This is a genomic window from Azospirillum sp. TSO5 (genome assembly GCF_003116065.1).
GTDB lineage: Bacteria > Pseudomonadota > Alphaproteobacteria > Azospirillales > Azospirillaceae > Azospirillum.
In genome coordinates, this window is record NZ_LGQY01000030.1 from 1 (window position 1) to 15938 (window position 15938).

General features: G+C 66.8%; 3 protein-coding genes. All 3 read left to right on the forward strand.

Annotation, left to right across the window (positions count from 1 at the left end; all coding sequences use genetic code 11):
- Window positions 1–159: 159 nt before the first annotated feature.
- The 3 genes from TSO5_RS08845 (at window position 160) to TSO5_RS08855 (ending at window position 15886) form a co-directional block, all read left to right on the forward strand.
- Window positions 160–3798, forward strand: a complete 3639-nt coding sequence (locus TSO5_RS08845; RefSeq protein ID WP_109151243.1) for a hypothetical protein — start codon at window positions 160–162, stop codon at window positions 3796–3798.
- 61 nt (window positions 3799–3859) lie between these two features.
- Window positions 3860–5281 carry a hypothetical protein gene (locus tag TSO5_RS08850; protein WP_109151244.1) on the forward strand — a complete coding sequence of 474 codons (1422 nt, stop codon included), beginning with the start codon at window positions 3860–3862 and terminating at the stop codon, window positions 5279–5281.
- A gap of 48 nt (window positions 5282–5329) precedes the next feature.
- Entirely contained in the window at window positions 5330–15886 is a 10557-nt protein-coding gene (locus TSO5_RS08855; RefSeq protein ID WP_109151245.1) for a peptidoglycan-binding protein, read from the forward strand.
- The last annotated feature ends 52 nt before the right edge of the window (window positions 15887–15938 follow it).

The window sequence follows — 15938 nt, forward strand, 5'->3', positions numbered from 1 at the left end:
CCCTTGGCCGCGGGGGGGGGGGCGCCCCCCCGGCGCCCCCCCCCCCGCCGATGGCTCTGCCAGGCCCGGCCTTCCGACCGCAAGGTCCCGGTGCCGCTGATCCCAGGGAAATCCATCGCGCAACCGCCCGGCCGGGTCCGGGCTGACAGGGGGGCGGCATTGGGCGCTGACTTCACCTTTATCGCGACCGGCACCAGCAGCGGCTACGCGCTGTACGAGGCGCCCTGGCAGGCCGGCACCCAATGGACCGGCTATCTGGTGCCCCTGACCGGAGCGCCGCCGGCCGACATCAGCTACGCCGATTCCCTGAGCGCCGTGAAGAAGAGCGGCGCCTGGCAGGCGCTTTATCCGGGCTTCTACCTGTTTGCGCCGACCAGGCCGCTGGCGTTGGACAACGACCCCGCTGGCGTCGCCGACGCCATCGCCGCCTATCTGAAAAGCCAGAAGCTGCAGGCGGGCTCCCAGGCCGTGCTCTGGCTGAAGGGTGTCGATCCGCTGGTCTATCCGGCCCCCTTCTCCAAATACGCCATCATCTTCAGCTGCGATGCGTTTTCCGGCAATTTCCAAACGAACTCGAACCTCAATGCGGCTCTTGGGGCCAATTTCACCTTCAACATCCTGGCCAACACCGGCGTCTCCGTCGATGCAGGCAATGGCTGCCTGCGCTTCACGGTGCCGGTGTCGTCGGCCCAGGGTATCCGTTTCCTTTACAATGCGCGGGATTGCGGCATCTCGCTGCTGAGCGACGGTAGTTTCGTCTCCACCTTCATCCCCTTCGCCGGCGCCAATACGGGCTGCTGCCTGTTCAGCGCCACACTGCAGCCCGCCGCGGCGTTCGGCACCCCGGGCCTGCTGCCGGGTTTTCAGTATACAGCAAGCACGGCCGGGAGTGGCACGCAGGCCTTCTTCTATCCCGCCTTCGTGACGGCGGAGCTTCCCGCCTCGCTGACCTGCGCCGGCAGCGTGGACATACTGGACCCGTTCAACCAGCTGATGCCGGCACAGGCCGTCACCGACGGGGTGCTGCGCACCGGCTTCATCCCGACCGACGGCACAGCCCTGCCCTCCTGCTGGCGGACGGCCGAGGGCACGCCGGCGACGCTGACGCCGCTGGGCGGCACGGCCGCCAAGCCTTCCCAGCCGCCGGCGATCCCCCTGCAGGCGGGCGGCTTTGCGCTGACCACGTCCGGCACGGTCCCGAGCGATCCGACCCTGCAAAGCAGCGTCGCCAGCCTGACGCTCACCGGCCGGTTCGGCGTTGCCGCCGGTCAGGGTGCGGGCCAGCCGCTGCACCTTCTCTGCGGCATTTTCGGGTCGGAGAAACTGACCCTGACCGCCTATGACCGGACGGCTGCCAGCAATGATGCGCTGCTGTTCCGTCTCGCCTCTCCCGCCTATGCGCCGGTCTTTCCCTTCACCACCGTCACGTTGAACGCGCCGGCATCCGGCAGCGTCGTGCCGCCCTTGACGGGCAGCCGCTACACGGCCTGGGCGACCGTGCTGCAGGGGGGTGCCGCCAGTCCAACCTACAGTGCCGAACCGGCGGGAAGCCCGATGTTCGGTTTCCCCGCCGGCAGCGGCGGCGGAGCGGATAACGATGCCATCATCCTGGAATCCCAGCCGCCGTCGCTGCCGCTGCCGCAGGGAAGCTCCCATGCCTTCCCGCTGGTGCCCTATGCCGGCCTGACCGGCGCCACGCCGACCGGCGCCACACTGGCCAGCTTCGAAAGCAGCATCCTGGCAGCCACCCGCAAACAGACGGTCTCGTCAGGCGCGCAGACCACCTGGACGGCGCGCGGCGAGGCCGGCAACCGCGCCCGGCAACTGCGCCTGAGCCGGCAAGCCGGTCCGGCGGAAGCGGCCGGCGGCGGGGAGCCCACGCAGTACCGCGCCACGCCGCAGGGGCTGATCGCCACGGTGGATCCGGGCAGCGGGGCCTACCTGACACTGACCCTGGGCCAGACGCCGGACAGCCAGGGCAATGCCCAACCTTTCGGCTTCCTGTCTCCCACGCCGGTGCTGCAGGACGCGCTGCAGACCAATCAGCTGTTCCTGGTCATCGTGAACCCGGACAATCTGGTGCCGGCGGCAGATGATTTCCTGAACAGGCTGGATATCGCCGGCTGGCGGATGGCGGCCAAGGTGGGCAAGGGCGTTTCCGCCACCGCCTATGCCAACGTGATGGTGATGAAATACTGCGACGGCAGTTTCAAGTCGCGCATCACCAATCCCAACCAATGGACCGCCCCGGCGGATTTCTCCCTGCCGTCCGGCACCGATCCCGCCTCGCCCCTGGCCACCACCTGCTACACGGGCCTGTCCAGCTGGCTGCAGACCCTGGTGAAACAGGCGGAGGCGGCCTTGGCCGCCAACCCGCAATCGCCCTATGCCAATTTCGTGCAGCTGGTGAACGATCCCGACTGGAACGGGGCGCTGGTGCTGCAGGCCGATCTGGATGCCGGCAGTCTGCCGGACGGGCTGGCCGGCATCGCGGCCGGCATCGACATGACCAGCTTCACCGCCCACCATTTCGGCTTCACTGCCAGCCGCCTGTCCTCCAGCAGCGACGGCACCATCAGTTTCGCATGCAATTCCAGCACTTTCGGTCTGGTGGACTATACCGACTCCACCTTCGCGGCCAATCTGGCCCTGGGGCTGTCGCCGGATACGCCCATCGCCCTGCCCATCGCAGTGAATTACGCATTCCGCGTTCTTCAACTGCAGACGTTGTTCGAGAACGCGGCGATCAGCACCTTCAAGAGCTATCTGGAACTGGGAGTGGGCAACCTGTTCAGCACGCCGGTGCTCAGTACGATCTTCAACGGCAGCCGGATGCCCGGCAACGGCGTGGTCCTGGACGGTTCCTATGTCGATCAGAACGGCGTCGGCATCTACATCTTCGTGCAGGCCGTGCCGACCATCTTCCAGCTGGACAGCAACGTGCTGCCATCCGTCGCCTTCAACCGGGTGCAGTTCAACTGCCTGGGCACGACCGATAACGGGACGACGGTGCTGAACCGTTTCTTCATCTGGGGCAGCTTCAATTTTGCGGCGCTGACCGACAAGGATGGTGCACCTTTGGATCTGCTGTCCTTCGGCGACTCCGCCGGGGCCGGCAGCCCGTCGGGCGCGGGACTGAGTTTTTCCAGCCTGCTGATCGACATGCGCTATCCGGCTGCCACCCCCAACGCCGTCACCTTCGCGGAGGGAACGCAGAATCTCTCCTACGACCTGGGCAACAGCGTCTACCGACCCGGCAGCCTGTTCGGCGGGTTCGGGCTGCAGCTCAGCGGCTTCATCGCGGCCGGCGTCAACGAACGTCCGGCGGATTACGGCTTTCTCACCGTCACTGCCCCGGTCGATCTCAGCCCCCTGCGCGGGCCCTGGTACGGCGTCACCTATCATGTGACCATGGGCGGTCCGGGTGCCCTGGCCTCCGCCGCCGGATTCAATTCCACCCTTCTGCTGGGATGGTCACCCGCCAGCGGCGCCGGCGAAGATGCGCATTCGCTGTTCGTCGGCTTGTCGCTTCCCGGCGCGGCACCGGGAGCCAAACTCATCAGCCTGCAGGGCGTTTTCAAACTGTCGGTGGACACGCTGGCGCTGTCCCGCCAGCAGGTGCCGGACAGCGACCCGGCCAGCTACTACTACTGCCTGAAGCTTGGCAACATCGGCCTGAAAATCCTCGGCATCGCCAAGCTGCCGCCCGACGCAACCATCAATTTCTTCCTGTTCGGCGATCCCGGCAGCACCGGCAGCCTTGGCTGGTACGCGGCCTACATCGCCAAGGATGCGTGACCGGCGCCGGGAGCGCCGTTTCTCCGCCCCGCCGTCCCTTTCTTCCTGGTCGAGGCCGCCCGTGCAGACGAACATCCTCTTCTGGAACATCTTCAAATTCGGCTTCAACCGCTTTTACGATCCCTTCAACCTCAGCGCGGGGAAGGCACAGTCGCGGATGAGCGTCCTGAAGGCCATACTCGCCGACGCGGTTCCCGACATCTTCGTCGTCGTCGAGGTGACTTGCGGTGCAGGCGGGGGCACGTTCGGCGCCCAAAGCCTGCTCGATACGTTGCGAAACAATGCGGCCGATGCCGACCGGGCAAGCTGGCGCATGGTTCCCCTCCAGCTCGTCGGCAGCAAGAAGAACGTCGAACAGGTGGCCGTTTACTACCGCGGCCAAAAGGGTACCGTCACCCGTTACTTCACCGGCCCGTTCGTCTGGACCGGCGGCATCGGCGGGCAGCCGGCCGATCCATCGGCCGTTTCCGCCACCCAGTATGCCAACAATCCGAATTCGAGCCTTCTCGTTCCCACGGGCACTACGACCCGGACGATCCCGAATTCGACCGACGTCCAGTATCGCGCCGGGCAGCCGGAGTTACAATCGGCCGCACGCATCGACTTCGATATGTTGGCCGTCGCTTCCAAAAAGAATCCGCTCAAGAAATTGAAAACGATGCCGAGCTACGGCACGTTGCGCCAGCCCTTCATGGTCACCTTCTTCGAGACGGACAGCGCCACCACGCCGGCATCGACGCGGAACCTGACCCTGTTTGCCGTCCACGCCCCACCCGATTACGGCGATGCCTATGATTACATGACGACTCTGCTGGCCAACACCGAGCAGATCGTCACCGCGCCGGACGTCTCCAAGAACGAGGTCAAAATCATCTGCGGTGATTTCAACCTGAACACGCTGGATGACGACGGCGAGCGGTCGGCGAACTATGATGCGCTGACCGTCATCAGATCGGCACCGGCCTACCAGTCGCTGAATTCGCCGCCGGCAGGCACGACGGTCGATGACGACGAGCTGGAAGCCTACCAGGGGTATTTCGCCACTCACCTCGGTCACACCCCCACCCTGTCCAAGACCAAGGCGAAGAGCCGTTTCATGTGGTCCGACGGCACCGACCTGTCCCCCTATCCAAGCTATCGCTACATCTCCAGCGTCAAGAGCACGCCCAACACCTACGCGGTCGACAACATCCTGGTCTGGCGCACCGCCGGAACCACCAGCAACTTCACGATCATGAATCCGATCGTCGGCACGCCCTTCGACACGGTGGCGCTGCCGCCGGCCAACGCCCCCAAAGGCTCCCTCACCACCACCTGCCAGTTCGGCAATTCCCCGACCACCTGGACGCCGGCACAACTCTGGCCCCAGGGTCCGAGCGCCGACGACTACGTGAAGCTCTCGGCCCGATCGCTGGTGGAGTGGCGCAACTACGGCCGGATTCGAGCCACCAGCGACCATCTGCCCCTGTTCGTCACTGTCTGAACCGGCCGCCCCCGTCCGACACCTCAAAAGCCCAAGGGAATTGAACCGATGGCCGACGCGACCACTGCCCTGACCAATCTGCGGGCCGCCATCCTCGCCGCGATCGCCGCCGATGGCAGCTTTCCCTTGACGGCGGCCTTCCTCGCCAACGGCATGAACGACCCGTCGGTTGCCGTACCGCAGGGGTTCGATGCCACACTGGCGACGGCCTTCTGCGTGGCGGCGGACAGTGTCACCGTCACGGCGGCCGCTGCCGGCATCGGGCCGCTGGCGGGAGGACAGTTCACCGTGGCGGGGGCCTCGATTCCGCTCGTCGGCGGCACCATGGCGGGCAGCGCGCCGGTGACGACCCCGGCCAACCTGCTCTTCGCCTCCACCAGCGACGGCGACGGTAATCCGCTGCTGGTGGTGCAGGTGGCCTCCATCCCGGATGGCTGGAACTGGGACACCAGCTTCCCCTCCATGACCGGCTGGCCCTTCGATCAGGTCCCGCTCACCGCCGCCACGCTCTATTTCTCCACCGCCGCCGGCACCTACCCGTGGGGCAACGCCGCCGGGATCGCGGTGACGGACGGCGCGACGCAGACCCTGTCGGCCAAGACGGATTTTCCGTCCGCTGCCAGTCCTTACCTCGGCCTGTTCGCCGGTCTGGTCGCTCCTGGCGGCAGCATGTCCTTTTCTGGCAGCCTGGACATGACCTCCTACGGTGGCCCATCCTTCGACAGCGGGGCACTTTACCCGACCGGCACCGTCGCCGCCCTGTTGAGCGACGCCAGCTTCACCTTCGCCTCCTACCTGACCGCCTCGAAGCCCAGCCTGGCCATCATCTTTCAGTCCCAGCCCCCCACCCCGGATGACGGCGAAGGAGAGACCGGGGATGAAGATGGCGCCGGTGATGCGGACGGGGACGAAACCCCGGAGATCGTCCCCTCGCTGGCGCTGACCGCCGATCTCTCGGTGCCCGGCGGGGCCGTCGGCGATTATCAGGTGCGGGCCACCATATTTCCCACAAGTGGCAGCGGTTCCACCAGCTACGGCGTCTATCTGGTACCGTTGACCAGCCGGTTGCTGACGCCCGCCGCCGCCATATCGCTGGCGGCCGGCACAGGCAGCTATTTCGACGGGACGCCGGCGGTTCTCCAGCAGTTCCTCACCTCCTTCGGGCTCACCGGTTTCACCATCAGCGGCGCGATCAGCGGCAACCTGCCCAGCGTGGGGCAGCTGTCCATTCTGCTCAGCACCCCGCCGGGAGAAAACATCGGCTGGCAGCCGCTGCCGAATCCCACCGGAAACCCGGAGTTCAGCTTCACCATCGACAGCTTCGCGCTGAACTGGTCGGTGAACACGCCGTTCAGCGCCCCCTCATTCTTCTACCTGTTCAGCACCAGCTTCACCATCCTGCCCAGTGTCTTCAAGAGTGCCGATGGCAAAAACGCCGGCACCTTCGACGTGCAGTTCGGTTCCGATCTGGTGTTCCGCGGCAGCTTCGCCGGAACGGCCACGCTGACGGATTTCCTCAACGTCGTTTCCGCCGGGGCGGTGGTGCTGCCGTCCAGCGTCTCCGTCACCCTGTCCGACATCACGCTGGATCTGGACTACACCGGGCAGAGCTTCGCCTTCACCAGCGGACTGACCGCCGATCTCTCCTTCCTCACCGTCGGCAGCTATCCGGTCTTCAGCATCAGGGAGGGATCGTCCGTCTCCCTCGCGGCGATCGGCTCCACGGACGGCAGCGGCACGGCCTGGTCCGGCCAGTTCGCCGGCTCGGTGGGGCTGTGCGGCCTGATCGCCAACGTTACCGTCGATTATGAAAGCCAGGGCGAGCATGCGGGCTGGGCCCTGTCGGCGTCGCTGGCCGAACCGGTCGACGTCGGCGCCGTGATCGAGCAGTTCCTGTCCTTCAACGGCACCTACAATTTCCCCAGCTTCCTGGTGCCGGATCTGGAGGTGACCGCCCTGGACGCGGCCTGCTTCCTGCCCAGCGACACGACGAAGCCGACAACCTATCAGGTCAGCACCAGCTTCGACTGGAGCTTCAGCTTCGGCGATCAGGCGGTGGAAATCAGCAACGCCAACATCACGCTCGCCTATGACGGGGAGACATCCTCCGGCAGCGCCTCGGCCACCTGGATCTATGACGCCATCAACCTGTCGCTGGACTTCAGCTATGCGTTCGAGGGGAAGGGCAACACGACACTGGCCGTGACGTGGCAGGGCTTCACCGCGACCTATCAGAGCAGCGACGACGGCGACAAGCCGCAGCAGAGCATCACCTTCACCATGAAGGGCTGGTCGCTGGGCACGCTGATTTCCGGCCTGATGACGACGTTGGGCGACCCGTACTTCACCCTGCCCTCGCCCTGGGATCTGCTGAACCAGATCTCGCTGGACGGGTTGTCGATCACGGTGTCGCTGACCGAAGGCGACACCAACCGGCTGACCGGCAGCTATACGCTCAGCAGCCCGCTCAATCTCGGCTTCATCGTCGTCAAGGGCCTGTCCGTCACCCGAAACACCAAGGGAGAAGTCAGGCTATCGCTGGACGCCGACGTTTCGCCCCTGCTGCAGGACAGCCTGGGCACGCTGACGGAGCCGGAGGGCCAGTCGGTCACCGACATGCCGAGCGTACCGGGCCAGGGGTCGGAGTACTTCAAGCTGAATCTGATGGCTCTGGGCCAGAAGGTGGGCATCGCCGGCTATTCCGGGTTCGAGACCACCCAGGCCGCCATCGCCGCCCTGCGCGACGTGCCGCCGACGGATGGCCCCCAGAACCCCGTGGTGCCCACCAGCACGGCGGTCGGCTCCCCCTATTACAATGCCAGCAGCAACTGGCTGATCGCGTTGGATTTCGACGTGATGAAGACCGGGAGCGACTGGCTGCTCAGCCTGCAGCTGGTCTTCAACGATCCCGACCTTTACGGACTGCACATCGCCTTCAACGGCGACAAGGCCGGCCCCCTGAAGGGGTTCGACCTGGACATCATCTACAAGAAGATCAGCGACGACGTCGGTCTGTTCCAGACCAACTTCACCTTCCCCGACAGTATCCGGAACCTGAATTTCGGCGCGGTCAGCGTGGTGCTGCCCTCCATCGGGGTGCAGATCTACACCAACGGCGATTTCCTGATCGATCTGGGATTCCCGTACAACATGGATTTCACCCGTTCCTTCAGCCTGTCCGCCATCGTCTTCGGCGTGCCGGTGCTGGGTTCGGGCGGACTCTATTTCGGCAAGGTGCCGGCGGCGGCGGCGGCCCACCTGCCCACGACCAGCCAGGGCAGCTTCAACCCGGTCATCACCATCGGTCTGGGGATGCAACTGGGGCTGGGCTACAATTTCACCGCAGGTCCCTTGAGCGCCGGCTTCGCCCTGACGGCCTTCGGCATCGTGGAGGGGGTGTTCGCCACCTTCCACCCCTATCAGCCGCAAGGTACCGACCTCAGCCAGCCCTTGCAGAACACCAATTACTTCTACCTGTCGGGCACGGTCGGCCTGATCGGCATGCTGTACGGCACGGTGGATTTCTCCATCATCACCGCCTCGGTGATGGTCAACATCACCTTGTCGGCGAGCATCACCTACCAGTCGTTCGAGCCGATCCTGATCAACGCCTCGGCCTCGGTGCGGGCCAGCGTGCGGGTGAAGATCAATCTGGGCCTGTTCTCGATCAGGATCTCGCTGTCCTTCCACACCGAAGCCTCCGTCAGCTTCGTCATCAACCTGCCCGGCCAGGGCAAGGCTCCCTGGCTGGACAGCGGCGCGCGGGCGAACAGCCTGCTCCTTCCCGGCAGCGGCGCCGCCGCGCAGGGCCACCGTCATTGGCGGCGCAGCGGCTGGAACCGGCGCGCCCTGCCGCGGGAGGCGCTCCGGAACGAAAACGGGCCGCTCTTCGCCCGCTCGGCGGCACCCGTGCCGCGTCCGGCCCGGCTGAACACCGCCGGCGCCGCATCCAAGCCGACGCTGACGCTGGTGGTGGCACCGCAATTCACGGTGCTGGCCCCGCCGGGAGCCACCAGCTATGCCCAGCAGCAGGGCGCCTTCGTCTGCATGTTCGCCATGGACGCGCCGGACCCGACGGCGGCGGCTGACAACACGCCCGACGCGCAGTCCACCTCGTTCGAGATGCTGTGCGCCAGCTTCCTCCCCTGGCTGGTCGACCTGATGGCGGGGGAAACCGCCGCGGTGATCGATCTGGCCGCGGTGTCGGCCCAGACCGTTTCGCTGGACCAGTTGCAGAAAGATCTGAACCGGATCGCCGATTCAGACGGCGCCCCCTTCACGACGGCCGACCTGCTGACCTTCCTGTCCGATGCCTTCACGCTGAACATCGTCTATGAGGCGCCGGCGGACGGCACCAACCATATTCTGTTCCCACTGTTCGACGGCCTGACCCTGACCATTCCTGACCCGTCGGGCGGGGATGGCAGCACAACGATCGACCTGGAAACCTACGCCAGCGCCACCGCGGCCTATTGCCAGACCGTGGCGAAGCAGTTGCGGCAAGCGGCAGCCGGTTCGGCGGCGGCAGCCCCGGCCGTCCCCGCCACGCGGGACGGGGAGAGCCAGTCCGTCGCGTCCTTCATCTTCACCGACGTCTTCACCATCGTCGCCCGTGCGCTGCTGCAGGCGGGCATCAACGCCTTCGGCAATTACGCATGCCCCGTCGGCGCCGGCGACAGCATCGACAGCCTGCTGACCAGCCTGAACGGCAACGGCAACACGCTGACCAGCGACGACATCGCCGTTCCCAACGCCGATTATCCGCTGCGCGCCGGTCTGGTGCTGACGCTGGCCGGGCTTGCCACCACCATCCAGGCCGGCGACACGCTGACCGCCGTCGCCGCTCGCTATTCCAGCCCGGGCGGGCAGGAGACCGGCAAGGCGACATGGCTGACCAGCCCGGCCGGGTTGGTCACCGCCAACCCCGACGCCCGCATCCTGCAGCCGGGGGTGGCGCTGCCCCTGACGGTCAACGGCACCCCCACCCCCTATCTCACCCGGCCGGGGGACAGTTTCCGCAGCATTGCCGACAGCCTGGGCATCAGCCTGGATGTCCTGTCGCAGCAGACGGCGCTTTACAGCGAGACCGGACTGCTGATCCCGGCGCTGACCATCGCGCTGCCCGAGATCGCCTATGGGACCGTGGCGGGCGACACGCTGGCCGGCATCGCCGCCACCTTCGCCACCACGGCAGCCGTTGTCGGGTTCGACAATGCCGCGGTTGCCGGCCTGTTCGGCGACGGCCATATCGCGGTGGCCAATCTGGACGCCCTGCCCCTCTCCCAGCTCTGGGACAGCATCACCGCCACCAGCGAGATCGCCCAGGCTGCGGGACAGGTGGCCAATTTCCTGGCCAGCGGCCTGCGCCTGCCGACGGCGGCGGGCCTGACCCTGTCGGACGATTTCCTCTATCCGGCAACGCAAGCCGACTATGCGCTCTTCCAGCTGTCCGGCCAGCAGTTCCCCACGCCGACACAGGCCACCGGCTATGCCATCAGCCTGAACCGCGCCGACCAGTCCCACGGCGTCGATCTCAGCTTCATCACCTTCGCCGGGGCCGCCGGGTCCACCAGCATCGCGGTGGATCTGTCCCAGGCCTACGGCTATCTGGAAACGGTGCTGGCCTATGCCCAGGCCGGCAAGTTCACGCCCGCTCCCACACTCGCCGACCTGCCACTGGTCCAGCTTCAGCCACGCCAGTTCGCCACGGCCGGCTTCGCCCGCTGGAGCACGGCGGATTACGCCGCGCTGGCCGCCGTCACCGGCAATGACGGCCAGGGGGCGACGGCTCAACCCTATCTGTGGAGCCTGTCGCAATCGCTGCTGAACAAGGTGCAGAACCGGCAGGCGGCGCTGACCCGCCTGATCGATCCGGCAGGCACCAATTCCCAGGCGCTTTACAGCCGCATCCTGCAGCTGATGCCGGCCTATCGGCCGCGCCGGGGCACCACGTCGCCCAACGATCCGGCGACGGTCTTCACCGACCTCACCCGCTACGCCTTCGCGACGCGGGTGGACTTCAAGATTTCCCGGCTGTCGGCCTCGGCGGCGGCCAGCCTCGGCGGCGGCGCCGACGCGTCCACCGCCGCCGCCAACGACGCCACCATCTATCAGTTGATCGGCCCCTCCTCGGGCGATGCGCAGATGCTGGAAAATCTGCTGACGGCCATGGCGGCGCTGGGGGACGAGCTGGTCTCCGGCCTCTTCCTGCTCTATTCCGGCGGAAGCGGAGACGCCGCCACCCTGACCGGGCAGGCCGACACCGATTTCCTGTCCTTCATCACCCAAACCAACCTGTCCACCGAGGGGGCGCCACCACCCGCCGCCGTCATGCTGGCCCTGCGGGAGGAGGCGCCGACCCCGCCGCGCGGTATCGCCAACAAGCCGGCAGCTTTCATATCCCTGCTGTGGGAACAGTCGGTCGTGCGCGGCGGCGGCTATTATCTCTACTGGGAGCAGCCGGCCTCCGGCGCGGGCCTGCCCGCGGAGATCTTCGGCACGGACGGCACGGCCACCTTGACCATGGTGGCGACGCTGGCCCCCGGCATGGCGGCCGGAGCCGGCGATGCGCTGGCCAACTGCGTCAACGCTTTCCTGACCACCGACAACATCGATCCGGTCAACGACGTGGTGGTGGTGCAGTCGCAGTCCACCCGGGCCTCCAGCCTGCCGCTGGCGGGCACGGAAAGCCTGACCGATCTCGCCGTTCTTTACGGCTGCGGCGTAGGCGCGCTCGGGCAAGCCAATGAAGGGGCCGCCATGGCCACCGGCGCGCTGGTGCCGGTGGCCGGTATCCTGCATCAGCTGACGGCGGCCGAGACCGCCGATCCCGGCCAGACCCTGACGGCGCTGGCCGCCTACTACTCGGCAGGCGCGGTCACGGCGCTGACCGCCGGCGACATCAGCGCCTACAATCCAGGCGTCGGGGTGGCCACCGGCGCCACCTTCGCCATCCCGCCCGTGACCTACAAGGTCGATCCCGCGCAGAGGCCGGGGGGCAGCCTGCAAAGCCTGTCGGGCTATTACGGCCTGCCGGTCGCGAACCTTGCCGTGCTGGCCGCAAATGTGGCCGGGCTTTACCCGGCGGGCGCCACGCTGAACGTGGACATGATCGACCAGGATACGCAGGCCACCCAGCCGCCGGGCAATCTGGGTTTCACGCTGTCCCGCGCCAATCTGGGCACGCCCGACGCCCCGCCGGCCGGCGCCTCCCAGCAGCAGCTGGACGATTTCGCCGAACAGACGCTCTACTCGCTCTACAACACGCTGTCGGCGGGGCTGGCGGCCAACCCCTATTTCACGGCCAGCCCCTTCGGCCTGCCCTTCACGCCGCAGGATAACGGAACCGGCCAGCCGGACGAAGCTGCACGGGCAGCAGCCGAACCGGCGGCGACGGCCGACGGTTACCGGCCGTCGCCGCGCAGCGCCGCACGGGCGCGCAGCGCCAGCCTCGCCGCGCTGGCCGATCAGGATCTCTATCAGTACAGCCAGGTGTTGGGCTTCACCGGCAGCAACAGCCAGGGCCAGCCCTTTGCGAAGATCAACGCCGCCCCGGCATCCCCTGCCGCCGGACTGCCGGCCACGGCGAACAACCCGTATGCCGGCATCGGCACCTATGCCTCGACCAGCCTGCGCTGGCAGGATCTCTACGGCAATGTGACCCTGACGCCATTCGAACTGGTACCGGCCGGCTATGTCGGCGCACTGAACGACGCGCCCATCGCCCTGCGCTACACGGACCGGCTGATCGGACTCTCCGCATGGCCCAAGGCGCAGGCGACGTATCTCTACGCCGGCACGGCCGGCGCACCGATACTCACCGTCAGTTTCAGCCTGGATATCTCCCCCTATGATGCCGGCGGGCAGGCGGTGGAGATGGCGAAGCAGGATCTGGCCACCTACGAGACCCTGTATTTCCAGCTGAACCAGGATTACACCGGCCTGGGCGTACCGGGCGTCACCGGCAATGCCGTCGGCATGGTGCTGAGCAATTCCCTGCTGGCCGCGCCCGATCAGCCGCTGGACGCCGCGCAGGCCCAGCAGCTGCGCGACTTCGTGGCCGACTGCTATCTGTTCCTCGCCAACTACGTCGAGAACGGCAGCATCGGGTCGCAGCCAAAGGCCAGCCTGACGCTGCCGGTTTCCATCGGCGGCCTGGTGGCGGACGACCTGATCCGGCTGGACGTGTCCCTGACGCTGACCCGGCAGACGGCATTGGTGGATCCCCTGATCGCCGGGCTGCCCGACGGACTGTCCGTCAGCAGCCCGATCCTGCCGTTTGCCGATGCCGGGAGCAACGGCACGGCGTCCAACTACGGCAGTTTCGCCGATGCGCTGGAAACCTGTCTGCAGACGGACGACTGGTTCATGCGCACCGGCAGCGGGCTTTCCCCCGTCACCGCCGGTGCGCCGGTGCAGACCGACCAACTCTATGCCGTGCGCTTCGGGCGTAGCGTGGGCAAGGGCGTCTATGTCCAGCTTGGCACCGATGCCGGCTATTACGCTCCCCTGCCGGTCGCCAAATCGCTGAAGAGCGGCAAGGCGACGCTGGAGATCTACAGCACGGGCGGCGGCACCAGCCAGCGGATCAGCCAGTTCAGCAGCGTTGACCTCAACCTGTGGTTCGAAAGCTGCCTGGCAGCGGTGGACAAGTTCCTGTCGGCCACCTATGCGCCGCCCACCTTCATCCTGGACGGCATGCAGGCATCCGGCGACAGTGCGCTGGACGCCATCCTGTCCGCCAAGAAGACTTTGGCGGACGCGGTCAGCGGCACCACCACCGCGATCCTCTCCTCCTCCCCCACCGATGGCGACACTCTGGCTGCGGCGCGCAACGCCATGAAGCAGCAACTTCTGACCACCCTGGCCCCGGCCTTCAGCGCCGGCACCGTCACCGTGTTCGATGTAACGGCGGTATCGGGTGGCGCCGCGGCTGGAAGCGGCGGTCCGCCCTCGCTCTACGGCCAGCCCATGGGCAAGGCCACGCAGGCGAACGGCATGGCCGCCGACGACCGCAACCAGAACTTCACCCTGACCCCGGCCGGCATTCCACTGTCCGCCACGGCGGTGGGGGCGCCGCGTCTGGCGTTCACCGTCACCTCCAAGAATGTCGATGCCCAATCCTACATCGGGCTGGACCTGTCCTATCAGGTCACGCACATGCAGTTCGACAAGACCACTGTGCCCGGCATCCAGGATTATGTGGAAAGCCAGTGGCTGGCCTTCATCAATCCCTTGACGCCGGATGATCTGGGCACCCAGTACGTGCCCGTGCTGAACCGGGCGCTGCCCATTCCGCCCACGGTCCAGCAGCAGTCGGGCACCGGCACCAACGCCGCCCAGCCCACCACCGGCCTGACGCCGGCACAACTGGCGACCTGGGACTACGCCTTTACCTACAGCTATGCCGCGGCGGCGCAGGACGACGTGTCGATCACCATCACCCTGAACGCCGCCGGCCGGGGCAGCAACTCGTCGGTTCAGGACGATGCCAGCCCGCTGTTCACCGCGTTGGCCGATTTCATCACCAATTACCCGGCCATCTCCGCCGACCTGGACCTTTACCTGGTGCAGATCACCGGCGGCACCCAGGACGAAACGGTGATCGCCAACGCCGCCGCCGCGGTAGCGGCCTTCCAGACCCGTGTCAGTGCGGTGGCGCAGGCTTATGCCGACCAGTTCGGCGCCAATCTCGCCCGGCTGACCGCCGTGGCTCCCGCCACGATACCCGTCAGCTTCGATGCCAAGCTGGAGGCGGACAAGGACCAGCAGGCCCTGGTGGTGCTGCGCAACGTCACCATCGGCGGCGTTGCGGCCAGCTATGACGCCGCCACCGGCAGCATCAGCGGCGGCGGCGTTACCCTGGCCGCGCCGGTGATGGACATCCTGCCCGACCAGTACAGGGCCACGCCGGTGAACCCGCCGCCGGCGGGTGCGGTGCTGGCCTATGCCTATCCGGCGATCCAGAAGAGCGGTGCGCCGCTCAGCTTCACCCAGGCTCTGGCCGAATCAGGGCGCACGGTGCGCCTGCAGGATCTGAACATCATCGTGTATCAGAATGCTCAGGCGGCGCTGCTGACCCGGCGCAACACCATCCTGACCCCGGACGATCAGGCGGTCAGCGTCTCCACGAACGCCGATTTCCTCTATCAGACGCCGCTCGTCAGCTTCAGCACCCCCTTCCTGCCCCGGCTGGCGTGGAAACGCTATGCGCTGCGCCAGGCCGACGCCCCGGCGGGCAGCGATGTCACCGCCTACATGTCGGCCTTCTTCCAAAGCCTGTTCAGCGGGGCTTCCGGCACGTTGCTGCTGGGAATGGGCGGAGGCTATTCCTACAGCGTGGCGCCGGGCGTCGCCGGTCTGCCGCGCACCAATCTGCCGGTGAAGCTGCTGCAGCCGGTCGCCGTTGCGGTGGACCCGGCCACCCCGCCCGCCCCGGCCCTGGCGCTGACGCAGGCCGTGGCCGATTGGGTTGCGGCCACCCAGCCGACGAACAGCGGCGATGCGGCGATGGACTTCAGCCTCAGCCTGTTTTCCGACATCAACGGCGAACAGTTGCTGTTCGTCATCGACGACCTCTACTTCACCACCGGCAATGGGGGGTGATCGCATGGAAATGACGCGCCCGGCGCATTCGGGAACCGAAAGCGGCGTTGGA